The organism is Bacillus sp. FSL K6-2971 (genome assembly GCF_038006405.1).
Taxonomy (GTDB): domain Bacteria; phylum Bacillota; class Bacilli; order Bacillales; family Bacillaceae; genus Bacillus; species Bacillus pumilus.
This window is the reverse complement of record NZ_JBBOVD010000001.1, coordinates 3,348,295-3,374,778: the sequence shown is the minus strand read 5'-3', so window position 1 is coordinate 3,374,778 and position 26,484 is coordinate 3,348,295. Positions and strand designations below refer to the sequence as shown.

At 42.1% G+C, this 26,484-nt stretch carries 26 protein-coding genes and 1 riboswitch; of the genes, 23 read left to right on the top strand and 3 right to left on the bottom strand.

Annotated features, from left to right (window positions below; translation table 11 throughout):
- Positions 1-119: 119 nt before the first annotated feature.
- Positions 120-611 carry a metal-dependent hydrolase gene (locus MHI33_RS18115; RefSeq protein WP_044140925.1) on the bottom strand — a complete coding sequence of 164 codons (492 nt, stop codon included), beginning with the start codon at positions 609-611 and terminating at the stop codon, positions 120-122.
- Between the two features lie 171 nt (positions 612-782).
- On the opposite strand from MHI33_RS18115, the gene MHI33_RS18110 reads away from it, so the two are divergent.
- From MHI33_RS18110 to MHI33_RS18100, 3 genes are all read left to right on the top strand, one after another.
- A complete protein-coding gene (locus MHI33_RS18110; RefSeq protein WP_044140924.1) occupies positions 783-1,211 on the top strand; it encodes a MarR family winged helix-turn-helix transcriptional regulator in 429 nt (142 codons plus the stop codon).
- An 82-nt stretch (positions 1,212-1,293) separates the two neighbouring features.
- The gene (sspJ, locus tag MHI33_RS18105) at positions 1,294-1,437 is read left to right on the top strand and encodes a small acid-soluble spore protein SspJ (RefSeq protein WP_003213383.1); all 144 of its coding nucleotides are present in this window, start codon (positions 1,294-1,296) and stop codon (positions 1,435-1,437) included.
- 121 nt (positions 1,438-1,558) lie between these two features.
- Positions 1,559-1,737, top strand: a riboswitch (Lysine riboswitch).
- A gap of 192 nt (positions 1,738-1,929) precedes the next feature.
- Positions 1,930-3,336: an amino acid permease gene (locus MHI33_RS18100; protein WP_319610284.1), complete on the top strand. Its 1,407-nt coding sequence runs from the start codon at positions 1,930-1,932 to the stop codon at positions 3,334-3,336.
- Between the two features lie 35 nt (positions 3,337-3,371).
- Here the strand turns inward: MHI33_RS18100 and MHI33_RS18095 are convergent, their stop codons facing one another.
- On the bottom strand, positions 3,372-4,310 hold the full coding sequence (locus MHI33_RS18095; RefSeq protein WP_185107868.1) for an iron-hydroxamate ABC transporter substrate-binding protein: 939 nt from the start codon (positions 4,308-4,310) through the stop codon (positions 3,372-3,374).
- A gap of 259 nt (positions 4,311-4,569) precedes the next feature.
- Here MHI33_RS18095 and MHI33_RS18090 point away from each other — a divergent pair, with 259 nt between their 5' ends.
- The 20 genes from MHI33_RS18090 (at position 4,570) to MHI33_RS17995 (ending at position 26,033) form a co-directional block, all read left to right on the top strand.
- A complete protein-coding gene (locus tag MHI33_RS18090) occupies positions 4,570-5,622 on the top strand; it encodes a FecCD family ABC transporter permease (protein ID WP_065098029.1) in 1,053 nt (350 codons plus the stop codon).
- Positions 5,623-6,645 (top strand): FecCD family ABC transporter permease, encoded by a 1,023-nt coding sequence (locus tag MHI33_RS18085; protein WP_065098030.1) that lies wholly within the window; start codon positions 5,623-5,625, stop codon positions 6,643-6,645.
- A 21-nt stretch (positions 6,646-6,666) separates the two neighbouring features.
- Positions 6,667-7,482, top strand: coding sequence for an ABC transporter ATP-binding protein (locus MHI33_RS18080; protein ID WP_065098031.1), 816 nt, complete (start codon positions 6,667-6,669; stop codon positions 7,480-7,482).
- Between the two features lie 174 nt (positions 7,483-7,656).
- Complete coding sequence (locus MHI33_RS18075; protein ID WP_113768078.1) at positions 7,657-8,379, top strand: response regulator transcription factor; 723 nt, start codon at positions 7,657-7,659, stop codon at positions 8,377-8,379.
- A 3-nt stretch (positions 8,380-8,382) separates the two neighbouring features.
- Entirely contained in the window at positions 8,383-10,137 is a 1,755-nt protein-coding gene (locus tag MHI33_RS18070) for a sensor histidine kinase (RefSeq protein ID WP_340912935.1), read from the top strand.
- A gap of 136 nt (positions 10,138-10,273) precedes the next feature.
- Positions 10,274-11,710 carry a glucuronate isomerase gene (gene uxaC, locus MHI33_RS18065; RefSeq protein WP_185107872.1) on the top strand — a complete coding sequence of 479 codons (1,437 nt, stop codon included), beginning with the start codon at positions 10,274-10,276 and terminating at the stop codon, positions 11,708-11,710.
- 68 nt (positions 11,711-11,778) lie between these two features.
- Complete coding sequence (locus MHI33_RS18060; protein WP_065098035.1) at positions 11,779-12,789, top strand: LacI family DNA-binding transcriptional regulator; 1,011 nt, start codon at positions 11,779-11,781, stop codon at positions 12,787-12,789.
- 59 nt (positions 12,790-12,848) lie between these two features.
- Positions 12,849-14,306 (top strand): tagaturonate reductase, encoded by a 1,458-nt coding sequence (locus tag MHI33_RS18055; protein WP_340912928.1) that lies wholly within the window; start codon positions 12,849-12,851, stop codon positions 14,304-14,306.
- Entirely contained in the window at positions 14,303-15,796 is a 1,494-nt protein-coding gene (locus MHI33_RS18050) for a UxaA family hydrolase (protein WP_106067288.1), read from the top strand. The genes MHI33_RS18055 and MHI33_RS18050 overlap by 4 nt, the downstream gene beginning before the upstream one ends.
- A gap of 20 nt (positions 15,797-15,816) precedes the next feature.
- Positions 15,817-17,208, top strand: a complete 1,392-nt coding sequence (locus MHI33_RS18045) for a glycoside hydrolase family 28 protein (RefSeq protein ID WP_106067287.1) — start codon at positions 15,817-15,819, stop codon at positions 17,206-17,208.
- Positions 17,209-17,379: 171 nt separating this feature from the next.
- On the top strand, positions 17,380-18,330 hold the full coding sequence (locus MHI33_RS18040) for an ABC transporter substrate-binding protein (RefSeq protein ID WP_106067286.1): 951 nt from the start codon (positions 17,380-17,382) through the stop codon (positions 18,328-18,330).
- Positions 18,296-19,354 carry a FecCD family ABC transporter permease gene (locus tag MHI33_RS18035; protein WP_106067285.1) on the top strand — a complete coding sequence of 353 codons (1,059 nt, stop codon included), beginning with the start codon at positions 18,296-18,298 and terminating at the stop codon, positions 19,352-19,354. Before MHI33_RS18040 ends, MHI33_RS18035 begins: the two co-directional genes overlap by 35 nt.
- Positions 19,351-20,631 (top strand): heme ABC transporter ATP-binding protein, encoded by a 1,281-nt coding sequence (locus MHI33_RS18030; RefSeq protein WP_106067284.1) that lies wholly within the window; start codon positions 19,351-19,353, stop codon positions 20,629-20,631. Before MHI33_RS18035 ends, MHI33_RS18030 begins: the two co-directional genes overlap by 4 nt.
- A gap of 123 nt (positions 20,632-20,754) precedes the next feature.
- Positions 20,755-21,324 (top strand): cob(I)yrinic acid a,c-diamide adenosyltransferase, encoded by a 570-nt coding sequence (locus MHI33_RS18025; RefSeq protein ID WP_106067283.1) that lies wholly within the window; start codon positions 20,755-20,757, stop codon positions 21,322-21,324.
- A 166-nt stretch (positions 21,325-21,490) separates the two neighbouring features.
- A complete protein-coding gene (locus MHI33_RS18020; protein ID WP_065098043.1) occupies positions 21,491-21,883 on the top strand; it encodes a hypothetical protein in 393 nt (130 codons plus the stop codon).
- A 15-nt stretch (positions 21,884-21,898) separates the two neighbouring features.
- Positions 21,899-22,564: a stress responsive protein LiaH gene (gene liaH, locus MHI33_RS18015; protein WP_340912917.1), complete on the top strand. Its 666-nt coding sequence runs from the start codon at positions 21,899-21,901 to the stop codon at positions 22,562-22,564.
- Positions 22,565-22,675: 111 nt separating this feature from the next.
- Positions 22,676-23,545, top strand: coding sequence for a LiaG family protein (gene liaG / locus MHI33_RS18010; protein ID WP_340912914.1), 870 nt, complete (start codon positions 22,676-22,678; stop codon positions 23,543-23,545).
- 30 nt (positions 23,546-23,575) lie between these two features.
- Positions 23,576-24,340, top strand: a complete 765-nt coding sequence (gene liaF, locus MHI33_RS18005; protein ID WP_268508373.1) for a cell wall-active antibiotics response protein LiaF — start codon at positions 23,576-23,578, stop codon at positions 24,338-24,340.
- Positions 24,337-25,401: a two-component system sensor histidine kinase LiaS gene (liaS, locus tag MHI33_RS18000; RefSeq protein WP_044140903.1), complete on the top strand. Its 1,065-nt coding sequence runs from the start codon at positions 24,337-24,339 to the stop codon at positions 25,399-25,401. Before liaF ends, liaS begins: the two co-directional genes overlap by 4 nt.
- On the top strand, positions 25,398-26,033 hold the full coding sequence (locus tag MHI33_RS17995) for a response regulator transcription factor (RefSeq protein WP_340912909.1): 636 nt from the start codon (positions 25,398-25,400) through the stop codon (positions 26,031-26,033). The genes liaS and MHI33_RS17995 overlap by 4 nt, the downstream gene beginning before the upstream one ends.
- Positions 26,034-26,081: 48 nt before the next feature.
- Here the strand turns inward: MHI33_RS17995 and MHI33_RS17990 are convergent, their stop codons facing one another.
- The gene (locus MHI33_RS17990) at positions 26,082-26,450 is read right to left on the bottom strand and encodes a hypothetical protein (RefSeq protein WP_003212877.1); all 369 of its coding nucleotides are present in this window, start codon (positions 26,448-26,450) and stop codon (positions 26,082-26,084) included.
- Positions 26,451-26,484: the final 34 nt, after the last annotated feature.

Here is a 26,484-nt window from a genome sequence, read left to right as displayed (position 1 = left end):
GTATCTCCTCATCATTCTGTATTCAGCTGCAAGGCAAAAACACTTATCTTAAACCTACTAAAAAAATGAGGAATGATCAATTGATATCTTATTTTTTCGCAAAACTCTTTTTTATTCTGTTAGAACTGAATGGGGATAGATATGCCGCAGATGACGGCGATGTAATAGCAGGTGACGACAGTGAGAGCAGCTAGTACGACTTGTTCTCCTGTGCTGCCTGTTTTGACATAGAAGGGGAGACGCACTTTAATGGAAGCTGGAAATAAAAATTTAATGCCGTTTACTGTTCCAGCATCAAGGATAAGGTGGCTCGTCATTCCAACTAGTAAACCGATACTTAGGCTGTCATTTGGTATATATGTTGTCGCGAGAAAATAAATGATCAGCAGAAATAATAAACTGTGAGTGAACGTGCGATGACCGAATACGCTGCTGATCATTGCCGAGAGCAGCGGAAATTTTCTACCGATTTTACTTTTTGTATGGCAAAGGTCGGGGATCAAAGCACCTGCTGATCCAGCTGCAGCCATGATGACTGGGTCGAATCCGTAGTAGTAGGCGACGGCTGTTGAGGCGGCGATTCCGCCCATAATGTGTGTTTTTCCTGTCATGATGCGTACTCCTGTTCTATCTTTTGTTCAAGTACCCACTATATCAAGGGTGAATTCATTCAGCAAGGCTTATTTCTAAAGAAAAAGAGGACAAAAGGGTTGGCTGATTGGAAAAACATTCTATAATAAGGGGGAAGTCATGTTGATACTAACGATAAGGATGCGATTCGGATGGGTAATGCAGACATTTTAAAAGAAATTGTTCTTGTACATTATGAAGTCAGCCGTAAATTAAACCGCAAGTTACTTGAGTTAGAAAAAGACATCACGCCTCCGCAGATATATGCTCTTTCTATTTTGATACAAGGCAAAGTATCACATGCCGAAGAGCTGAAACAAAGACTCTCTTTAAACCCAGGTGCAGCCTCCATTGCACTCAATAAATTATGTGAGCAGGGCTATATTCAGAGAGAACGGGACAAAGACGACCCCTCGCTCGTCCGTTTAGAAGCCACCGAAAAAGGGCAGGCGATTTATGAGAAGCATACACGTCTTTTCGGAAAGGTGATTCAGCATATGATGTCAGACTTCACAAAGGAAGACTTAAAGACCTTTTTGACGTACCTGCAAAAAATGAGACAGACCTTTCATGATGATTGAGCCTTTCCACTTTGTATAATGCGGCGCACTGTAGCACAAATTAAACAGGCAACCGCATTTTATGAAAAGGGAGGAAACAGCGATGTCATTTTTCCAAAAGGATAAAAAGGCGAAAAGCGAGAAAGACCACAAGCAAGTAGATCAGCTGTTAGAAGAAGCAAGCAAAGAGCTAGCAGGCGATCCGCTTCAGGAAGCTGTACAAAAGAAGAAAAACAATGATCAATAAGCAGGTATAGGGCAGAGAAATGATTCTCTGCCTTTTTTCTATGTTTTTCCCTTTGACAGAAGTGAGAATGTTTGATAACCTTCGTGTAGTAAAAATGAATAGAAATCCTCACGCTATGTCTCAGTGAGGTAGAGGTTGCGCGGATGATGAGTCACTCATGGGAGAGATGGAATCGAAGATCATGAGAAAAAAGGCATCAGCGCCGAAGTGTAGAGAGAGCTCCAACTTTCTTTATGCTGGGTCTGCATTGAATAAATGCAGGACTGCCACGTCTTTGAAGCGTGGAGGGCTATCCGGAGATCAAGGTGTATGTTTTGAAAAGCATGGACTGTTGTTCAGGCTTTTTTTTATGTTCTGAGTACCGAAGATAAGGGTATGCTGTTAAGAAAGTGACCCATGATGAACATAAAGAATACAAGTCATTGCTTCACAAATATATCAATGAAGATACTGCCGGGTCTGGTCCGAAGTGAATATAACGGAGGTACGGAAATGGAACAGACAAAAAAATGGGGTTTTTGGTTATTGACGGCTTTTGTCGTCGGAAATATGGTAGGTTCAGGCATCTTTATGCTGCCAAGTACGCTTGCCCAGCATGCGAGTCCTTTAGGTGTGACGATGGCATGGCTTGTCACAGGTGGCGGTGTGCTGATGATTGCACTTGTTTTTGGGCATTTGTCCATTCATAAGCCGCAGCTAACGGCTGGACCACAAAGTTATGCAAGAGCGCTTTTTAACGATCCGAAAAAAGGGAAAGCGGCCAGTTTTACAATGGTTTGGGGATATTGGGTAGCAAGCTGGATTAGTAATGTCGCGATTATTACGAGTCTTGCCGGTTATTTAACGACATTTTTTCCTATTCTCACAGTGAAGACGGAGATTTTCACCTTTGGAAAAGAAGCGATCACACTTGGTCAGCTGACAACATTTATTGTATGTACCATTCTTCTTTGGGGAACACATACTATCTTAATTACAAGCTTAAGTGCTGCAAGTAAATTAAACTTTATTACGACCTTTTCAAAGGTACTTGGATTCGTCCTTTTTATTGTTGCGGGATTATTTGCATTCCAAACGGCATTATTTGAACATTATTACTTCCCAGTTGCAGCAAAAGGCGAAGGAATGCTCGGACTTGGAGGCCAAATTCATCATGCGGCCATTTCCACACTATGGGCATTTATTGGCATCGAATCTGCTGTCATTTTATCAGGAAGAGCGTCCTCGCAGCGCGATGTGAAACGTGCAACGATTACAGGTCTTTTAATTGCACTTTCTATCTACATGGTTATTACTTTGATTACAATGGGCGTCCTACCGCACGATCAGTTGCAAGGCTCAGATAAACCATTCGTTGACGTGCTTCAGCTCATTATAGGACCGGCTGGCGGAATTGTAATGGCATTGCTTGCGATTATTTGTTTATTTGGTTCGATGCTCGGCTGGATCTTACTTGGTTCAGAAGTACCGTATCAAGCAGCAAAGGCTGGCGATTTCCCGGCAGTATTTGCAAAAACAAACAAAAAAGGCAGTCCTGTTTTTGCTTTAACGGTTACAAACATTATGTCACAGCTGTTTATTTTCTCAGTGATGTCTCGTACGATTAATGAAGCTTTTACCTTTTTAACGACATCAGCGACACTTGCGTATCTCATTCCGTATATTGTGTCTTCGATCTATAGCTTTAAAGTCATCATGCAAGGTGACACGTATGATCTTCAAAAAGGGAAGCGAACAAGAGACGGAATCATTGCACTTGTAGCGATGGGGTATTCCGCTTGGGTCATTATTTCTGGAACAGCTGATTTGAAAACATTTGGACTTGGCATCGGTCTGTTTTTAGTAGGTATTTTGCTTTATCCATTCATGTCAAAAGGATTTGCCAAAGGAACAGAATAAGGGAAACGTTTCTTCACTTGTGGAGAAACGTTTTTTTATGATGCAGATGTTAAACGGTCCACAATAAACTCAAGCTGTCCTTCTAGTGACACTGGGTCATTAAAGAAGTAACCGACAGGATCGATTTCAAATACGTGTTTATTTTGTACAGCAGGAAGTGATGCCCAAATGCTGCTTTCATACACCTGGTCTCCTTTACTTTTTGAACCGCTCCATGGACTAGTGAAAATATAGTCGCCTGCGTATTCTGGCAGCTTTTCAAGGGAAATGTTTGCATAGCCGACCCCGCTGTCGATGGCATCTTTTTTAACTGCCTTTGGCGCACGTAATTTCAACTCGTCATAAATAATTTCGCCTCCGCGTGCAAAGGTGTTTCCAAAGATATAGATACCTTTATCAAAAGGTGACACGATTGAAACGGTTTTGCTGCCGACCGCTTTTGTTACTCTAGGCTTTACCTCAGCAATTTTGGTGTCCCATTTCGTGATCCATTCTGCTGCTTTTTTCGGTGTACCTGTCATTTTACCGAATTCTTTTAGTTGATCTTTAAAGGAATATTGATTGTATTTAATGGCAACGGTTGGCGCAATTTTTTTGTATTGATCAAATTTCTCGTCTTCTTCCCAAGCAATAATCATATCTGGATTCAAAGCGGCGACCTTTTCGACAGAAGGGGTTGTTCCAAGGTTTTTGACACCATCCGTTTTGCCTTTATAGAAAGGGTTTTTAAAGATGGGCGCAGTTGCAGCAATTGGTGTCTTGCCAAGTGTCACGAGGTCACCGTAGTAGCTTTCTGCTAGAAGCACAATTCGTTTTGGATCTTTAGGGAGTTTGACTTCACCTTTCACATCCTGATAGGTGATTGTGTCATCCTGATTGGCGCCAGATTTTTTATTTGAAGTGCTGCCGCAAGCAGCTGTAAACAGCATAAGAATGGCTAAGGAAATCAAAAGAAATCCAGATCGTTTTTTCACAAAGATTCTCTCCTATTCACTTTATTGTGATAATGATTCTCAATTTCAATTGTATCGTAACATGATGGGATGAAAAATGCATCGGCTATTTTAGGGCCTAAAGAAAAATGGTAAATTTCTCACGGTTTTTTGATGAAAATAAAGAAAATGTTCAGAACAATGATTTCAAAAAGAAAAGAAAGTGATATACTAGACTTCGAGATTGATAATCATTATCACTAATGAGGAATAGATTTGAACGGAAAGGAAGAGACTGGTTTTGGGCTCACAATCGAATAAACAGCTGCCGGCCAAAGACGATGCAATGGATATTGTCACAAAGCCCTTTGGAACAGCAGCTGTTGTCATCATAGGAATCATCGCTTTAGCATTTGGTCTTTTTTTATCGGTATCATTAGGAGCGGCAAACATTCATTTGCACACTGTGTGGGAAGCCATTTTTTATTTTGATCCACAACAAACTTCACATCAAATCATCCGGGAATTAAGGCTGCCTCGTACAATTGGAGCAGCACTCGTCGGTGCCTTTTTAGCCGTATCGGGGGCTATTATGCAAGGCATGACAAGAAATGCGCTTGCGTCTCCTGAAATTATGGGTGTGACAAATGGCTCTGCATTTGCGATTGCCATTGCGTTTGCTTTTTTCCCAGGACAATCTTCTTTTACATTAATTCTTTGGTCATTTGTTGGTGCGGCACTCGCTGCCTCTATTGTGTTTGGTGTCGGTACTCTTTCAAAAGGTGGATTGACCCCAGTGAAGCTCGCACTAGCTGGTACGGCTGTTGGGGCACTTTTAAGCTCCATCTCCTCAGCAATTGCCATCCGGTTTGACGTCGCTCAAGACATGAGCTTTTGGTATGCTGGCGGCGTGGCTGGTGTGAATTGGAGCAATATTAAGGTCATCATTCCAGTTGCGGTTGCGGGGCTGATCATCGCAATGATTCTTGCCCGCTCGATCACTGTTCTCAGCTTAGGTGATGAATTGGCAAAAGGGCTTGGACAGTACACGAAAACTGTCAAGGTACTTGGAATATTGGTCGTCATTCTTCTAACAGGTGCTGCTGTCTCAGTGGCCGGTTCTATTGGCTTTATCGGGCTTGTGATTCCTCATGTCACTCGTTTCTTGGTCGGAGTTGACTATCGATGGATTATCCCATGCTCAGCTATTTTAGGGGCGGTTCTGTTAATTTATGCAGACATTGCTGCAAGGCTGGTCAATGCCCCATTTGAAACGCCAGTCGGTGCCATTACTGCAATTATAGGCGTTCCTTTCTTCTTATATTTAGCTAGACGTGAAAGGAGCGGGATTTAGATGGAAATGGTGCAGCAGGCAAAGAAAAAGAAATACAAACGAACGATGCTCATGATCTTTTTGGCGATCGTGGCTGTGTTCCTTATTAGTTTAAATACCGGAGAAATTCGCATTTCTCCGATGGATACATTGAAAACATTTTTTGGATTCGGAAGTGAAATGGATGAGCTTGTATTATTCGAGTTCAGACTTCCAAGAATGGTCATCGCTTTACTTGTTGGCGCTTCTATCGCTGTATCAGGAGCGATTTGGCAAGGTGTTTCTCAGAACGGTTTAGCCGATCCAGGCATTCTTGGTGTCAATGCGGGCGCAGGCTTTGCAGTGGTTTTGTTTATTTTTGCTTTCCAAGGTACGATGTCAAACCTAGGTGATTTTACGATCTTTGTACTGCCGCTCTTCGCTTTTGTAGGTGCAGGCTTTGCTGCATTTCTCATCTATGTGTTAGCGTGGAAAAAGGGCATCACACCTGTTCGTTTGATCTTAACTGGTATTGGTGTCAATGCTGCATTTTCAGCAGCGATTGTGGTGATTCAATTAAAAATGAGCCCAAATGATTTTAACCAAGCCATTGTGTGGTTATCTGGAAGCATTTGGGGCTCAAGCTGGACGTATGTCCTGGCTGTCCTGCCATGGATGCTGATTTTCCTTGTATTAGCGGTTGTAAGAGCACGCTACTTAAATATCATGAATTTGGGTGACCAGCTTTCCTATGGCTTAGGGATTTCGGTTCATAAAGAAAGAAGCTTTTTTATGCTGATTGCTGTTGCATTAGCAGGTGCTAGTGTCGCTGTTGCAGGTAGTATCTCGTTCCTAGGGTTAGCCGCACCGCACTTGGCGAGAAAGCTTGTTGGACCAAAGCATCAAGGAATGATACCAGCCTCCGCGTTGATTGGCGCATTGTTATTATTACTGGCAGATACACTTGGCCGCGTCATACTTGCACCATCAGAGGTGCCAGTTGGTCTTGTCGTTTCGGCTTTAGGCGCACCTTACTTCATTTACTTATTGATGAAAACGAACTAAGAAGGAAGGAGAGTACAACATATGAAATCGCTCGAAACAGAAAAGCTTTGTATTGGCTATAATGACCGTTTGATTGTAGACGATTTAAATATCAGTATCCCAAAAGGCAAGGTGACGACATTGATTGGACCGAATGGGTGCGGGAAATCAACGATTTTAAAAACAATGTCCCGTATCATGAAGTCCAATCAAGGAGCTGTTTACTTAAATGGCCAGGCCATCCATCAAACGCCAACAAAAGAAATTTCAAAACAAATGGCGATCTTACCGCAGACTCCCGAAGCACCAAGCGGGCTGACAGTCTATGAGCTTGTGTCATATGGACGTTTCCCGCATCAAAATGGATTTGGACGCTTATCAAATGAAGATAAACGAATCATCAGATGGGCACTTGAAGAAACGGGTATGATTGCTTTTCATGACCGGCCAATTGAAGCACTTTCTGGTGGACAGCGTCAGCGTGTATGGATTGCGATGGCACTTGCCCAGGAAACAGAACTGCTTCTATTGGATGAGCCGACGACGTATTTGGACCTTGCACATCAGCTCGAAATTCTTCAGCTGTTAGAACGGTTAAACAGAGAGCAGGGACGAACTGTGTTGATGGTCATTCATGATTTAAATCATGCGGCACGTTTTTCTCATTACATGATTGCCCTCAATCAAGGAAAAGTTATCAAAGATGGGTCGCCTCATGAGGTCATGACCAAAGAGGTGCTTGGTCAGGTATTCCACATTGATGCAGAAATTGTACTTGATCCTAGAACAAATAAGCCGATCTGTTTAACATATGACTTAATGAATCATGAAAGAAAGCTAGAAGCTGTGAATGGATAATAGATGGACAAGGAACTCGGTGTGACTACCGGGTTTTTTTTGTCCTCGAAAATACCTAGTGTTTCCATTTTCTCCAGTTGATATTTTTCGCTTTTATGCAGAAAAGAGGTACTTTTTTACTTTAGACAATGGTAATATACGGTTAGAGATCATAGCTAGAAAGGAAAGAGATGCGTGGAAACAGCAAAAATATTGATTGCAGATGACGAAGAAGCAATTGTCAAAATGGTTGAACGCGTATTAAAAAAAGAAGGATTCAAGCATATATATAAAGCCTACCATGCAGATGAAGCATTAGATATTGTCAAAAACGAGGACATCCACCTCTTACTTCTAGACGTGATGATGCCTGGTAAGTCTGGCTTTGATGTTCTTCCTGAAATGAGAAAATATACGAAAGCGCCCATTTTCTATTTAACTGCAAGAACGTCTGATGTAGATAAACTGACCGGCTTTGCGCAGGGGGCAGATGATTACATTACAAAACCATTTAACCCGCTAGAGCTAGTGGCTAGAATTAAGGCTCACTTAAACCGAACTTATATCTCCTTGCAGGAAGACCAAGATGATGCCCAAAGCCGATATGAATATGCCCATTTCTCCTATCATCCTCATTCAGCCGAATTGAAAGTAAGAGGAGAGGTGACTGCATGCTCAGCCCAGCTTCTCTCCTTGCTGAAGTACTTTTGTGATCATCCGAATGTGGTTCTTTCAAAAGATCAAATCTATGAGAAAGTATGGGGCGTCCCATCATATGGTGATAACAACACCGTGATGGTTCATATCCGAAAGCTGAGAGAAAAGATCGAGTTAGATCCGAGTCAGCCAGAATATATTGTGACGATCCGTGGTATGGGCTATAAATTTATACCGCACCCAGCAAAGGTTCTTAAATAATTTATGAATTTACGAGCAAAACTCTTCTTTCACTTTGTTGGACAAATGTTTATTGTGATTGCCATTTTGATCATCGGAAATACGTTCTCTGATAATTTATATTTAAAAAAATACTACGAGAACATGGCTGAAACCGGTTTAACAAAAGCTGATGGAGATACACTCATGAGCTGGCTTTATTTTAACGAGGATGGAGAAATGGAAGCTGATGATCAGCTGAAACAAGCAGTGAGAAAACGAGACGGCTGGCTGCAAGTCATTGATTCAAAAAAACACAACGTCTATAGCTATCACCGCCCTAAGTCCATTCCAACTTCCTATCAAAAGGATGAAATGATCAAGATCTTTGAAAAAAGACAATTCAAAGATTATAAGATGTACTTCTGGCCAATTGAGATTGATCAAAAAAGCTTTATCGTGTTGTATGGGTTCAAAACGAACAGCACAAAGGTCGCCAATTATCTGAAGCAGCACGAGAAAGACTTGGCTGCACTCTCTCAATATTCGGTTGATACGAAAGAATTCTTGAAGAGAATGAATGGATCGGTGCATCTGTTCAATGATGAAGGGAAATATTTAAAGGGCATTCGAGCCAATACCAATTTGAAGCATGAGGTAACAGATGTTGAACTGCTCAAGTATCAATCAAAGCCTTGGGAGTTTAGAAGTGATCTGTCTTATATCAGGGTGAATAAAAACCGGTATATCATTATTTCTGTACCAAATAAAGTATACAGCCCAGATGGATTATACGATAAAGAAACAGACGCTTTAAATCAATATACGACCATCTTAATTGCAGGTCTTGCGATTACGATTATTATCGTCATGACATTATGGTACTCGTATCGCTATGGACTGCCGATCTATCACATTATCCGCTGGCTGATTTTCTTATCTAGAAATAAATTACAGGAACCAACAAATAGAAAAGGAATTCCAATTAGTAAAAATAAAAAAGGTCGTATTAAGCGGGAATACCGATTATTTGAGGATATTCTAAAAACAATGGATCAGCTCACGCTTACATTAAAAGAGAATGAAGCAAACCGAAGAAAAATTCAAACCACAAGGGAAGAATGGATTGCAGGATTGTCGCATGATTTGAAAACACCCCTTAGTACGATTTACGGCTACGGGCTCATGCTTGAATCTGATCAATATCAATGGTCCAAGGAAGAAGTCATGGAAATGGGACAGGTGATTCGTGAGAAATCAGAATACATGTCGACCTTGATTGAAGATTTAAACCTTACGTATCGATTGAAAAATGGGGCCTTGCCTATTAATCGAAAGCCGGTCGAGCTGGGTGAATTTTTAGCCTCTATTATGGACGAGTTTTCAAGAAGCTCTTTTTCTGAGGATTTTTCATCCTCTTTTGAAGATCAAACTAACGGTGTCATCTTTGAGATCGACAAAGCTTGGTTCAGACGAGTGATTGAGAACCTGCTGGCGAATGCAGTCAAGCATAACCAAAAAGGCACGCATATTACAGCTGTTTTGTCTGAAACAAATGAAGAAGTTCGGATCGAAATGAAAGACAACGGATGCGGAATGGCACAAGAAACGGTCGATCACTTATTTAACCGCTACTATAGAGGGACAAATACAAATGACCCAACGAATGGAACAGGACTTGGTCTGGCAATAGCAAAAGAGCTTGTCTTGCTGCATGACGGTGATATTCAAGTAGAAAGTGAACCAGGTGCAGGAACAACTATTGCGATTATCCTAAAAAAATCACCTCCTGTAAAATAGCCAAAAAACGATTTTCCTTTCTTAAGGAGATCGTTTTTTCCTGTTTTAGGATTGAAATCAACTTTATAAACGATTACAATTAAATTGTTAACGTGAACAAATTATTTTCATACGATAAGAGGGATGGGGGAATTTGATGAAAGCCTTTTTAGATGAGCAGTTTTTACTAAACAGTCCAACGGCGGAAAAGTTATACCATGAGTTTGCAAAGGATCTTCCAATCATAGATTACCATTGTCATTTAAGTCCTAAAGACATCTATGAAAATAAAACCTTCCGAAATATTACCGAGGCATGGCTTTATGGAGATCATTACAAATGGCGTGCCATGAGAGCAAACGGCATCCCTGAAACGCACGTCACGGGGGATGCATCTGATTATGATAAATTTTTGGCGTGGGCGAAGACCGTCCCTATGACCATAGGAAATCCGCTCTATCACTGGACCCATCTAGAGCTGAGAAGGTATTTCGGAGTCGAATACCTATTAAATGAAAAAAATGCAGATATCATTTGGCAGAAAATCAATGAAAAGCTGCAAGGAGAGGGATTTGGGGCGAGAGACTTCATCATGAAATCAAACGTTGAAACCGTTGTGACAACAGATGATCCGGTCGATTCACTTCAATATCATCAAAAACTGCGGGAAGAAGGATTTTCTGTACAAGTGCTTCCAGGGTTTCGACCTGATAAAGCACTCGATATAGCGAATGATCTGTTTGAAAAATATGTTCATGAGCTGGCAGAGGCTTCAGCTATCCCAATACAATCCTACCAAGACTTCTTGAATGCCCTCCGTGCGAGAATTGATTTTTTCCATGAACACGGCTGCTTGATCTCGGATCATGCCATTAATGAAATGACATATGAAGAAACGACACAAGAAGAAGTGGAGACCATCTTTCATAAAAGAATGTCTGATCATCCATTGACGGAAAAAGAGAAGATTAAATTTAAAACAGAGACATTCATTATGCTAGGTCAGGCTTACTGTGAGCGTGGCTGGGCAATGCAGCTTCATATCAATGCACTTAGAAACAACAATACGAAAATGTTTGAGAGGCTTGGACCAGATACGGGGTACGATGCGATGAATGACGAAGACATTGCAAAGCCGCTTTGCCGAATATTAGATCGTTTAGAACAAGAAGATGCATTGCCAAACACGATTCTGTATTCCTTAAATCCAAGGGACAATGTAGTGATATCAACATTGGCTGGAAGCTTTCAAGACGGGAAGACACCTGGGAAGATGCAGCACGGCACAGCTTGGTGGTTTAATGATACGAAGCAAGGAATGACAGAGCAGATGATGGCTCTTTCCAGTATCGGACTGATCAGCCGTTTTATCGGGATGCTGACAGATTCACGAAGCTTTTTGTCCTATACAAGGCATGAATATTTCCGAAGACTGCTTTGTGATATCATCGGGGATTGGGTAGAAAAAGGAGAAGTGCCCTATGACATTGAGCTGTTAGGGGAGATCGTGAAAGGAATCAGCTATGAAAATGCGAAGCGATATTTTCAATTTGACCGGGCAAAGCAGCTCCATCATCAAAGTAAAATCACATGAGGAAAAAGGCGAGAAAATGAAAGCGGTTTTATGATAAGATGGAAAAAAATCATAAAAGGCGGAATAGCATGACAGTCACAATTAAAGACATAGCAAAATTGGCAAATGTCTCTCATACCACAGTATCAAGGGCTTTGAATAACAGTCCTTTTATTAAAGAGAAGACAAAACAAAAGATTTTGTCGATTGCAAAACAGCTGAATTATTCACCAAATGTCCATGCCAGAGGCCTTGTATCACAAAAATCGTTTACAATCGGTCTGTTTTTTACGAGTTTAACAGAAGGCACATCCTCAAGCTTCTTTGTGGATGCGTTAAAAGGCGTCAATAGCGTCATGACAGAGCATTACAATCTGTTTGTTAGGGGTATTGACGATTTTCACGATTACACAACCATTCATAAACAGCGCTACGATGGCATTTTGCTGATGAGTCAAAGCGAGCACGATGAAGCGTTTATCCATCATGTCAAGAAACAGGGCATTCCAATCATTGTGCTGAACCGCCGTGTAGAAAGTAATGAAGTGATGAATATATTAGCAGATGATAGTCAAGGAGCATACCAGGCAGCGCACTATTTCATTCAGAAAGGCCATCAACAAATCGCCATCATTGAAGGAAAAGAAGGCTTTAAATCGACTCAGGAGAGAAAAGCTGGCTTTCTCCAAGCGTTAATTGATCACCATATTCCTATGAAAAAAGAATATATGATCAAGGGTGACTACCATATGAAAAGCGGCTATGAATCAATGGAATCCCTGCTGACACTTGATCATCCGCCAACAGCGCTTTTTTGCTCTAACGATGACATGGCCATTGGTGCGATGAATGCTTTATATGCAAAGGGCAAGACGTGTCCAGACGATGTCTCTATTATTGGTTTTGACGATATTGCATTTTCATCCTACACCACGCCTGCACTGACCACGGTAAAAAAGCCAATCGAAAAAATGTGTGCACTTGGAGCAGAAGCCATCCTATCGGTCATAAACGGTGAAGAGCAGGAAGAGGATCATATGGAAAAAGTGTATGTCCACACAGAGTTGATGATCAGAGATTCAGTCAAAAAGGTGCAGTAATCAGCATCTTTTATAGAAAAATGTTCACGTGTGCATAAATTGTAGAGAGGGGAATCCATTTGAAACGTTTATCAAAAACCATATACCCGGTGCCTGAGTATCCAGAAACGATTTTGCAGATTGGTGAAGGGAATTTTATGCGAGGCTTTATTAATTGGCACATCCAAAAGCTGAACGACTGCACAGATTTTAAAGGAAGAGCTGTTGTTGTTCCTCCGAGAAAAGGATCTGTTGCAGCTTTAAATGAACAAGATGGCTTATACACATTATGTATACAGGGCTATCATGACCAGCAAGAAATGAATGAGCGCATGGTCATTCAATCGATCAGCAGAGGAATCAGTACTTATACGGATTATGATGTTTTTTTACAAGTAGCTGAAAACCCCGATCTCCGTTTTGTCTTCTCCAACACGACAGAGGCAGGACTTATGTTCAGAAAGGAGGATCGCTTGGAGGATCGACCGCAAGCGAGTTTTCCAGGAAAGCTGACAGCGTTCTTATATCACAGGTTTAAAGCATTTGCTGGAGATGAACAAAAAGGGCTGATCATCCTTCCATGTGAGCTGGTCGAACATAACGGTGACCGCTTGAAGGGATATGTGATAGACATGGCAGCTGAGTGGGATCTGCCGCTTGCGTTTATCACATGGATCAAGGAAGCTAATACGTTTTGTAATACGCTTGTGGATCGGATTGTTCCTGGTTTTTCTAAGGAAGCAGCTGAAACTGTCCAAAAGGAAGAGGGGTATATCGACGAGTTGCTTGTATCGGCAGAATACTATCAGCTCTTTGTTATTGAAGCACCCGTCTTCGTACAAAAAGAGCTACCCTTTCAAGAAGCAGGTTTAAATGTCCTTTTTGTAGAGGATATTGCGCCTTATCGCATGAGTAAGGTACGGATTTTAAACGGTGCCCATACAGCGATGGTGCCAATCGCTTACTCATGCGGGGTAGAAACTGTAAAAGAGGCTGTGGATGATGAGGATGTTGGTACGTTCATCCGGCGGATGCTGGAGGAGGAAGTGCTGCCAGGGCTTGAGCTCTCTCGAGATGAGCTTCTTCTTTATACACAATCGGTTTGGGATCGCTTTTGCAATCCATTTGTGAAGCATCAATTGCTGGATATTGCGCTCAATGGTGTATCTAAGTTTCGAACCCGTATTCTTCCGTCATTGCTTGATTATGTTGAGCAAAAGAAACAGCTGCCAATGAAACTCGTGTTTTCACTCAGTAGCCTCATTTTTTTTTACAGATCACATGCAGATAAGATAAAGGATGATGAGACTGTACTGGTTTTCATGAAGGAAGCCTTTGAAGGAGAGAACCAATCTAATGAAGCGATCGCAGCTAAGATTCTATCATGTGAGTCATTATGGGGGAGAAATTTAACGGATATAAATGATTTGGTTCACGCTGTAGCTGATCAGCTTACCTTCATACAGGAGCAAGGGATGAGAGCGGCTGTTCAACGAATGCTGCAACATCATTATGAAAGTCAGGGGGAGAAGGCATGAAAGATTTTATTGTGATTCACCCTTCAGATAATGTCGGTATTGCTTTAAAAGTACTTGAACAAGGGGAGGAGCTGCAGCATCAAGATCATTCCGTTGTTTTAAAAGAGACCATCGCCAAAGGTCATAAGTTTGCATTGGCTGATATCAAGCAAAGAGAGAATATCATGAAATATGGCTACCCCATTGGGCATGCAACGACTGCCATTTCTGCTGGAGAATGGGTGCATACACATAACATCAAAACCAATCTATCAGGCAAGCTTGATTACGAATACAAGCCTTCATTCACAGATAACCCCTATGAAAAAACAAATCTTACATTTAAAGGATATAAACGAAAAAACGGGGAAAGCGGGATTCGCAATGAGCTTTGGATTGTCCCAACCGTTGGATGCGTAAATGGCATCGCCGATCAAATCATCCAAATTTTTACCGCTGAAATGGGCGGAAGCATCCATCCGTTTGAAACAGCACTCGTATTAAAGCACAATTACGGATGTTCACAGCTTGGGGACGATCATGAAAATACAAAAACCATTTTACAAAATGCCGTGAAGCATCCCAATGCTGGAGGAGTGCTCGTCCTCGGACTTGGTTGTGAAAATAACGATATTGACAATTTTCAGTCTACATTAGGTGAATATGACCGTGAGAGAGTGAAATTTTTAAGAAGCCAAGAAGTAGGTGATGAAATTGAGACGGGAGTCGCTTTACTCAAAGAAATTTATGAGGCAGCGAAAGAAGATCACCGTGAAGAGGTCCCGTTATCTGAGCTGAAAATCGGCTTGAAGTGCGGGGGATCAGATGGATTCTCCGGCATTACCGCAAATCCGCTTTTAGGAAGGCTGTCCGATTTTATTGTTGCTCAAGGAGGCACGACAGTGTTAACAGAAGTGCCCGAAATGTTTGGAGCTGAAACGATTTTAATGGAGAGAGCGGAATCAGAAGCGACTTTCGACAATATTGTGCAAATGATCAATGACTTTAAACAATACTTCATGGATCATCGACAGCCAGTATATGAAAATCCTTCCCCGGGAAATAAAGCAGGTGGAATTTCGACATTAGAGGATAAATCTCTCGGCTGTACACAAAAAGCAGGGACTTCTGACATTCAAGATGTGTTGAAATATGGGGAATTGCTGAAGCGAAAGGGCTTAAATTTATTAAGTGCGCCGGGGAATGATTTGGTTGCTTCATCTGCTCTTGCCGCTTCTGGCTGTCAGCTTGTCCTTTTTACAACAGGCAGAGGGACACCATTCGGCACGTTTGTCCCAACAATGAAGGTCTCGACGAATACAGCCTTATATGAAACAAAAAAACATTGGATTGACTTTAATGCGGGAGAATTGCTTGAAGATGTACAAGAAGATATTGTGTTAGAAAAATTCATTTCAACTGTCATTGATGTGGCGAGCGGAAAGCGATTAAATCATGAAAAAAACAATTTTAGAGAGCTGGCTATTTTCAAAACAGGTGTCACACTTTAAGGCGACTGGGGGATGAGAACATGTCTAAAAAACGGGATTTAATGTATATCACAGCAGGAACGGTACTCACAGGAATCGGACTCACTCGTTTAGCAAGGCAAGGGAAGAAAGACAAAGAAGCAAAAGGAATCGATCAAGTGTTAAAGCAGATAAAAGCACCGCTGTTCCCTGATCGTGAATTTAATGTGGTTCATTATGGTGCAGATGCGAAGGGGACCGAGCTTTCAACAGATGCTATCCAGTCTGCCATTGATGATGCGCACCGTTTGAAAGGGGGACGTGTGCTGATTCCAGAAGGGACGTTTGTGACAGGTGCGCTAGAATTGAAGAGTCATGTAGAATTGCATTTGCATGAGAAAGCGTATGTGGCATTCAGCCAAAACCGAAAGGACTATTTGCCGCTTGTACTGACAAGATATGAAGGGGTTGAGCTTTATAATTATTCACCTCTCATTTATGCACACCATGCAGAAAACATTGCCATTACAGGAGCTGGAACGCTTGATGGCAGAGGGGATGAGCATCATTGGTGGCCTTGGAAATATGGCACGAATGGCCAGCCTTCTCAAGATCGAGATCGTCAGCTTCTATTTGACATGGCTGAAAAAAGAATACCAGTAGAAGAAAGAGTGTTTGGAGACGGGCATTATTTAAGATCAAGCTTTATCCAACCTTACCAATGTCAGCAAGTTCTTATTGAGGGAGTGACAGTGAAGGATTCACCGATGTGGCAAATTCACCCTGTACTAAGTGAAAATGTGATTGTCCGTGGAGTCCATATTATCGGGCATGGACCAAACACAGATGGTGTCAATCCAGAGTCTTGCCGGAATGTGCTCATTGAAGATTGTTATTTTGATAATGGCGACGATTGTATTGCCATCAAATCTGGAAGGAACGAGGACGGACGGAGAATAGGGATTCCATCTGAAAACATTGTCATTCGTAGAAATAAGATGCGTGATGGACACGGCGGAGTGACGATTGGGAGTGAAATCACTGGCGGGGTAAGGTATGTCTATGCAGAGAATAATGTCATGGATAGTCCGAATCTTGACCGGGCACTGCGGATTAAAACCAACTCTGTCAGAGGTGGTACCATTGAACATATTTACTTTAAAAACAACACAGTCAAAAGCCTAAAGCATGAAGTGGTCTGTATCGACATGATGTATGAGGAAGGGGATGCGGGTCCACATCGTCCTGTTGTACGTCATATTCAAGTAGAAGGACTGAAAAGCAGCGGCGGACGATATGGTGTGAAAATAGCCGCCTACTCACATTCCCCCGTGACAAACTTCAACATGAAAAATTGCGTCATAGATCATGTGACGTATCCACTTTCTTTGGAGCATGCAGTAGCGCCTTCTTTTCAGAAAGTCGTCATCAATGGGGAACAAATTAATAAATAGATAGGCGAAAAACAGTCTTTTTAGAGGCTGTTTTTCTTTTATCAGAACGAAAAAGACGCTTTTAGAAATCACATATACAACCTATCTGCACTGTAGTATAATATTCCCGAAATTAGAAAAGAATTGACGGAGAGAATTCGTCAAGCAGTACATAAATCAGGGGGTTCATTCATGAAAAAGTTAACGGCCATTTGGCTATCGCTCCTGCTTGTGATGGGTGTTTTAGCAGGATGTGCAGGTGCTGAAACAGACCATAAAGCAAAGAGTTCACAAAATAACGAAACAACGACTGCGGCATTTCCTGTCTCGATTAAAGATGCAACAGGTAAAACAGTCGAAATCAAAGAACAGCCTAAACGAATTGTTTCATTAATTCCAAGTAATACAGAGGTTGCGTATGCGCTTGGTCTTGGAGATAAAATGGTTGGACGATCTGATTTTGACAATTATCCAAAGGAAGTTGAAAAGGTAGAGAAAATTGGCGGACTTGAATTCAATGTCGAGAAGGTGATTTCCTTAAAGCCTGATCTTGTACTAGCTCATGCCTCACAGATGGGATCAAAAGAGGGATTTAAACAGCTAGAGGATGCAGGAATTCAAGTACTGACTGTAAATGATGCCACTTCTTTTAAGGATGTGTACAAATCGATCAATATGATCGGTGAAGCAACAGGTGTAAAAGAAGTATCAACAAAGCTTGTAGACGAGATGAAAGCAAAATTGAATCACATCAAGAAACAAGCAGAAGCGATCTCCAAAGACAAACAAAAAACAGTCTTTGTTGAAGTTTCAGGTACGCCTGAAATTTATACAACAGGTACTCATACATTTATGGATGAAATGCTTTCTATTATCCATGCGAAAAATGCTGCTGGTGATCAAACTGGCTGGGTACAAATGACAGAGGAATCAATTATCAAACGAAACCCTGACGTGATCGTCACAATTGATGGTTCCAGTTTAGCTGATCTGAAAAAGAGAGACGGCTGGAATGCGGTCAAAGCAGTGAAGGAAAAACAAGTCTTTCAATTGAATACGGATCTCGCATCAAGACCGGGACCGCGATTGGTTGAAGGAGTCGAGGCTCTTGCGAAAAGCATCTATCCTGACACGTTCAAATAAATTCATCATCGCATACACACTAAGTGCTTTACTTCTTGTGGTGAGCATTGGAATGGGAATCTCCTTTGGAAGCTTAGGGATTCCCATTCCTTCTATTCTCCGTATATTTGTTCATGAACTATTCGGTGTGCAGATAGGCACAATAGATTCAATTGATCGCAATATTATGATGAATATCCGGCTGCCGAGAGTGATATTAGCGGCACTAGTCGGAGCAGCGCTGGCGTTATCTGGTGCAGCCTTTCAAGGTTTATTAAAAAATCCTCTTGCTGACCCATATACACTGGGTGTATCTCAAGGGGCATCAGTTGGAGCCGTCGCGACCCTATTTTTCAGTTTGCAGCTCCCTTTGCTCGGCAGTTTCACACTGCCTTTTTTCAGTATGATAACAGCGCTTGTGACCCTATGTCTCGTCCTCTTTTTTGCGCGTCTTGTTCATCGGGGGATGAGCATTTCCTCTTTAATTTTAACAGGAGTGATTTTCAGCTCTTTTTTGGGCGCGCTTATATCATTAATGATTGCTTTAACGGGTGATGATTTAAAAGAGATTATTCATTGGCTTCTTGGCAGTGTGTCCATGAGGGGCTGGCGCTATATTGCGCTTTTTCTTCCTTTCTTTCTGGTTGGGACCTTTGCATTAATGCTGATGGGGCGAGATTTGAATGTCATGACGTATGGCGAGGAGAAAGCAAAACTATTAGGTGTACATGTGAAAAGGAGCAAATATATCGTGCTGCTTGCTGGATCGATTCTGACTGGTAGTGCAGTAGCGGTGTCAGGTACGATCGGATTTGTGGGACTTGTGATTCCGCATTTTGTTCGCCTCTTAGCGATCACAGACCACCGGCACCTCCTGCCTTTGTCTATGCTGAATGGCGCTTCCTTTCTCGTTTTAGCAGATGTGTTATCACGCACGATCATTGAGCCGACTGAATTACCGATCGGCATCATCACAGCGTTAATTGGTGCCCCTGTATTCGGCATCATCCTCATCCGTAAATACAGAGGAGGGACGCATCTATGATTCAAGTGAAGGAAATCAAAGGTGGATATGGAGAGAAAGAGGTCATACGTGGCATCAGTTTTGAGGTAAAGCAAGGGGAATTTCTCGGTATACTTGGTCCAAATGGAAGCGGGAAGTCGACCTTGCTTAAAATGATCTCTGGGTTGCTGGAACCTGATAGTGGTGAAGTACGCCTGAGCGGTCAACTGATTCAATCCTATCGTCCAAAGGCGCTTGCGCAAAAAATGGCTGTTCTACCGCAGAAAACGGACCAAGCCTTCTCATTTACAGTGGAAGAAACGGTTCAATTCGGTCGTTATCCATATCAAAAAGGATGGTTGCAATCTGTTACCCAAGAGGATATGCGAATCGTAAACAAAGTAATGGAACAAACGGATGTTGCTCAATTTAAGGATCAATCTATTCATGAGCTAAGCGGGGGAGAACAGCAGCGTGTGTACTTGGCACAGGCACTAGCCCAGCAGCCTGAATATTTATTGCTGGATGAACCAACCAGTTTTCTTGATTTGGCCTATCAAAAAGACTTGCTTGATTTAATTAAAGAAGAGACCACTTCCTCTAGGCTAACGGTGATCGGTGTGTTTCATGATGTGAACATCGCCAGTTTGTATTGTGACCGGCTGCTGCTGCTTGATGAAGGAAAGACGGAAATAGTAGGGCTGCCGCATCACGTCTTGACGCCTGAGCGAATCAACCGTGTATATGAAACAGATGTAACACCGCTCCAACACCCGCGAAGGGCAAACCCTCAGTTGACCATTGAACCTGCGGGGGCTTCTGTAGCATCAAATGCAAAGTTAGCGGATGGGTGGAAAACGTATGGCGGAGAAGGAATGACGTTTTCCCTCAAACAGCCGCTCCGCATCCTTTCCTCACATCAGAAAAAGGGCGGCTTCTTTTGGAAAAGGTCTCTCGGAACGGGAAGTGAGATGCTTCGTGACGAGTTGGATGATCGTGAAGGACTATTGTTTTACGATCAAACAAGTGGACCAAAACAATTTGCTGCTGAAGACACAGACGACGACATGGTGCTTTACGGCATGCGTCATCAAGAAGAGTTGACCATTTGGCTTGTACTGAAAGAGTCTATATCAGACGGATCGTCTGTTCAGCTCATGGGGCAGCTTGTCCACATGATGAAACGGGAGACGAGCATGTTCATTCATCATCTATGTATCGCTGCTGCGGGTATGCAAGAAACGGAAGATGATGAGCATTTACACGAAAGATTAAAGCAGAAAGTGCACCTTCTTCTTTATTCATTGAATGCCATTTAAAAGTGAACCAAAGGGTTCGCTTTTTTGTTTATGATGCGATCACAGTACTTTAGTTAAACAAGTACATCCTTTTCACTTCAGGTTATACTAAAAGGACAAAGCAATAGACAAGGAGGAACACCAATGAAACTTTATACAAAAACAGGGGATCAAGGTCAAACAGGCTTGATCGGCGGGAGAGCCGATAAGGATGATGTGAGAGTAGAGGCGTACGGCACGTTAGATGAGGCGAATAGCTTCATTGGACTCGCGCATGCACATTTACGTCAGCATGGCGAATTGTTTCAAGACATTTTGTCAGAGCTGATTGTGATACAGCACGAGCTGTTTGACTGCGGCGGTGATTTGGCAGCAGTGAAACCACCGAAAGAAGGTAAATTAACTGAAATGTCTGTAGCAGTCCTTGAGCAAAGAATGGATGTCTATGTAGAAGAAGCCGCGCCACTCACGAAGTTTATTTTACCGGGCGGCCAGGAAGGTGCAGCTCTTTTACATGTGGCGCGGACAGTCGTCAGAAGAGCAGAGCGGCATATGGTGACGCTTGCGAAGCAGGAGGAGATTCCATCAGTTGCGCTCACATATGTAAACCGGCTTTCTGACTATTTATTTGCAGCTGCCCGAATCGTGAATCATCGGCTCGGTGAAGCGGATGTTGAATATGAACGAAGTGCAAACGTATTTCGGTCTAAATAAAGAACAGCACTCTTCAAATGAGAAGAGTGCTTTTTTATTGGATTCTACCGCTCAGTCTGAGCGAAGTTACGACTCTGGTCGCAACGAAAGATCAATCTGCGACACGTTTTGCCAGCTTTCTTTTTTGACTATAGTAAAAGCAAGGAGCAAGAAAGGAGGCATGAAGATGAAAATAACAAGTAAAACCATCATCGGTTCGATTTTAATGTTTGTCGGTCTATCCATCTTCTTCGGTGGTTCACTAGGAGGGCTGATCCCGATTCTGATTGGGGCGTGGCTCATCTATGTAGGTGTAAAGAAATATGAAAAAGGCAGTAAAACCTTCGGCGTCATTCTAGCAGTCATTGGTGTCATGATCGTTGTGCAAGCTCTGCCGTTTATCCTTGGAATCGCATTGGCTGGGGGGCTTCTCTACTTCGGCTGGACGATGATCAATGGTGAACAGGCAAAAGAATCATCAAGTAGATCATATATGGAGCCAAACACGTCACCGAAAATGGAAGAACCTATGCACACGTCATTTGATCAAGAATGGGAAGATTTTTTAAAGAAAAAATAAGAGGAGGAAATTCAAATGGTATTCAGAAGAATGAGAGATATGTTTGTTGCAACGGTCAATGAGGGCTTAGATAAAATGGAGAATCCACGTGTCATGCTAAATCAGTACGTTCGTGATATGGAGGACGATATTGCCAAAGCGAAACATGCGATCATCAAACAGCAAACGATTCAACAAGGCTTCCTGCGCAAAGCAGAAGAGACGGAAGCATTTGCTGATAAAAGAAAGAAGCAGGCTGAGCTGGCATTTCATGCAGGAGAAGAAGAATTAGCACGAAAAGCGCTCACAGAAATGAAGTATTTTGAAGAAAAGCATCAGGAATATCAGGAAGCTTATCAGCAATCTGTGAAACAATTAAAAGAGCTGAAAGAGCAATTGCAGCAGTTAGAAACGAAGCTGCGTGATATTAAAGACAAGAAGCAGGCACTCATAGCAAGAGCAAATGCCGCACAGGCAAAGCAGCATATGAACGAATCTATGAATAAAGTAGATAGTGAAAGTGCATATAAAGAATTTCTTCGAATGGAGAATCGTATCGAAGAAATGGAGACAAAAGCGGGCAGCTATACACAATTTGAGGATCAAGGATCATATGCTCATCTAGACTATGCTGATGAGGTTGAAAAAGAATGGCAGAAGCTCAAGCTGGAGAAGAAGCCTGAGCAGCAGCAAGCAAACTAAGAAATCAATGGCAGATCGGAAGAAAAGCAGGATTTTTCTTCCGATATTTGATTTCTTTCTGTTTCGCTTTTCCTTATAATGAAAAGGTCAGAAGATAAAGGGATGGTATGAATGAAGCGATTAATTGGTCTAATTTGTATACTTGTAGGTGTCTTTTTAATGATTGGGATGCTTTTCAAAAACGAAGATCTCTTTCATTTGAGTTTCTCCCGTGAAAAAGCAGTCACAACAGCTTCAGCGAAAAAAGATGAAATTGATCAATTAGATATTTCTCTTTCTGGATTTCGCGTGAAGGTAAAACCTGAAAATCGTTCCGATATTTCCGTGATGGTCGTAGGTGGAAAAGGGAAAATGTTTGCGGAACAATCAGGCAGTACATTTAACGTCCGTGCTGAAAATAAAGGATTCTTGTTTTTCTCTTCATTTGAAAAAGGAGAACTCTTAGTCAAAATCCCAACAGATTATCATAAAAATGTGAAGATTACGGGTGGAAGCGGGGTCAGTGAGATCGACGGCGAAGGGAAGCTTTCTCTTGAAGATGTGATCCTCAAATCAACAAGCGGAAACCTCAATGCCGAGAATTTCTCAGCAAACAAAGTCGAAATCAAAGCGACATCCGGCAGACTCTCTGTGTCTCACATCGATGCGAAAAATAGTGATATTGGAGCAACCTCAGGTCGTGCCGATATTAAAGATGTCAAAGGCGAAATGCAGCTAGAAATGACGAGTGGTAGATTGACGGCAAGCTTTGATACCATTGAATCACCTGTCTCCTTTCACATGACATCAGGCAGCGCAAAATTTAACCTGCCGGATGAAGGAGATTTTAACGTCAAAGTGAAAAAAACAAGTGGAAGTGTCGATCACTCCTATCATTTTGATCAAGCAGATAGTGAAGGTCGAGGCTTTACAGGTACGCAGGGAAAAGGGACACACTTAGTCGATATTGAAATGACAAGTGGAAACTTAAAGCTGCGGTAATGAACGGAAGAAAGGAAGGAGGCGAGTCAACTGCGTTTTTCAAGGAATCAAATTTTAGGCATCATTGTCGTGATTTTTGGTATTAATCTATTTCTCAAAATTATTGGGATCGGAGCCGAATTGTTTTGGCCCGTGTTTTTTGCGCTGGCTGGCTATTGGCTGCACTCAAGATCCAAACGTTGGCTCGGTTCAGTTTCCTATATTTTTGCCGGCTTTCTCTTTTTAAAATTCCTGCTCAATATTACATTTAGTCTCACAGGATATTTATTTGCGGCCTTTTTGATATATGCCGGCTATCGCTTATTGAAAAACAAACCCGTTTTTGATGTCGATAAAAAGGAAGCACCGGAGGGCGATAAGCCTTCTCTGAAAGTCAATCTTGAAAAAGAGGGCGAGCAAAAGAAAACAAAGAGCCAGACAAAGCCGCGCAAGGAGCATGACTTTTTTATCGGTGAAGTCAGGCTGATGAAAAAGCCGTTTCAATTAAGTGATTTGACGATTTCAGGGTTTATCGGGGATGTCAAAATCGACTTATCAAAGGCCATCATTGCAGAAGAAGAGAGCACGATCGTGATAAGCGGGCTCATCGGAGATGTGGATATTTTCGTACCGCAGGATATTGAAGTATGTGTGAGTGCTTCAGCTGCCATTGGTGATATGAAAATTATTGATGAAAAAAGAAGCGGATTCGGCAGTAAAGTGTATGTGATGACCGACAATTACGATGAGAGCAAACGAAAAGTGAAAATCTCCATCTCTTTACTGATCGGAGATGTGGATGTGAGATACTTATGAGGAAACTCCATCTAGGTATCCAGTGGCAATCTATTCGTCTTGGAGTAGGGATCTCGCTTGGTGTTGTCATCATGACGATGCTGCCCATGTTTTTTTATTATCAGCTTGATCCGATGATTCTCCTCTCTACCCGCTGGTTCGGCATCCCATTTTTTTGTATTTTACTGATCATTAGTCTTGCCATTGGGGTTTCTGCCTCACATGTATTTGGCTATCAGCATAAAAAGCGTCTTGATCAGCTTGTAGAGTCGATTTTAAAGTTTGAAAATGGGAACTTTGCATACAGACTGCCGTCTCTTGGCGACGATGAAATTGGCTTAGCGGCAGATCAATTAAATGAAATGGCGAAACGAGTGGAAGGTCAAGTAGCCTCTTTGCAAAAGCTCTCGAATGAGCGGGCAGAATGGCAGGTGCAAATGAAAAAGTCGGTCGTCTCAGAAGAACGTCAGCGTTTAGCACGAGAACTGCATGATGCGGTCAGCCAGCAGTTATTTGCGATTTCAATGATGACCTCTGCGATTCTTGAAGTCATGAAGGAAAAGGATGAAAAGATTTTAAAGCAGATGCGCCTAGTCGAACGAATGGCTGGAGATGCACAAAATGAAATGCGTGCCCTTTTGCTTCATCTCAGACCGATCACCCTTGAAGGAAAAGACTTGAAAAAGGGCTTGATTGAGCTCCTAAATGAATTTCAAGCAAAGCAGCCGATTGATATTGATTGGGAAATAGAAGATGATGTTCCGCTGTCTAAAGGAGTAGAGGATCACCTCTTCCGAATTGTACAGGAAGCCCTGTCAAATGTGTTCAGGCATGCAAAGGCGACAAAGGTGACGGTGCGTCTGCTCATTCGAAATCGGCAGGTGCAGCTGAAGATTATCGACAATGGGATCGGCTTTCAAACCGATCATGTGAAGACGGCCTCCTACGGACTGGAATCAATTCGTGAAAGAACAAGTGAAGTAGGCGGTGTCGCAGAGATTATGTCATTTGAAGGAAAAGGAACACAAATTGATGTGAAGGTTCCCATTTTTGATGAAGGAAAAGGAGAGAACGTTCGATGATTCGAGTGCTTTTAATCGACGATCACGAAATGGTGAGAATGGGGCTTGCTGCTTTTTTAGAGGCACAGGCTGATATTGAAGTCATTGGTGAAGCGTCAGATGGACAAAAAGGTGTAGAGCTAGCAGTTGAATTAAGGCCAGATGTCATTTTAATGGATCTTGTCATGGAAGGCATGGATGGCATCGAAGCAACGAATAGAATTTGTCAGGAAATTGAAGATGCACGAATTATCGTTCTGACGAGCTTTATTGACGATGATAAAGTTTATCCAGTGATTGAAGCAGGTGCTTTAAGTTATTTGTTAAAAACATCCAAGGCAGGAGAAATTGCAGATGCCATTCGGTCTGCAAGTATCGGCGAACCAAGACTAGAGTCAAAAGTAGCTGGAAAGGTGATGAATAAACTTCGTCATTCCTCAAATGGATCGATCCTTCATGATGCATTAACAGCAAGGGAAATGGAAATCTTGAAGCTGATTGCCGATGGGAAATCGAATAAAGTCATCGCTGAGGAACTATTTATTACAATTAAAACAGTGAAGACACATATTACAAACATTCTTTCCAAACTCGATGTAGAAGACCGGACGCAAGCGGCTGTGTATGCGCATCGTCATAAGCTGATTCAATAAAATAAAAAAAACAGCTTTCAAAAGAAAGCTGCTAGAACATGCGTAAATTTAGTCCTTCTGTCCTGTGATCGGACGTTCGGATAGTTGATGGAGCTCAGGAACTGGAAAAGCCTCCTGCTCCTCGGCCGATTTGTCTTCTAGGGCTTTCTTCATCTCGGATAATAGCTTTACGCTCTCCTTTGCCAATGCTGCCTTTTTCTCTTGCAAACCAATGATCTGTGAAAGTCCGACGAATATACCGCCTCCAACAAGAAGGAGCGCAGGGGTTTGTCCATAATAAATCACGATCAAAAATGTGCTCGAAAAGCTGTCGGCTTCAATGAAGAAATCTTCTTTTGATTGCATGAATACAACGACTAACAGGAGTATTCCTAGAATCAAAAATAGAATGCCGGCCGAAAGTAAAGCTCGTTTCATGATTGACACCCTTTTTTTCTTACCATTTTAACAT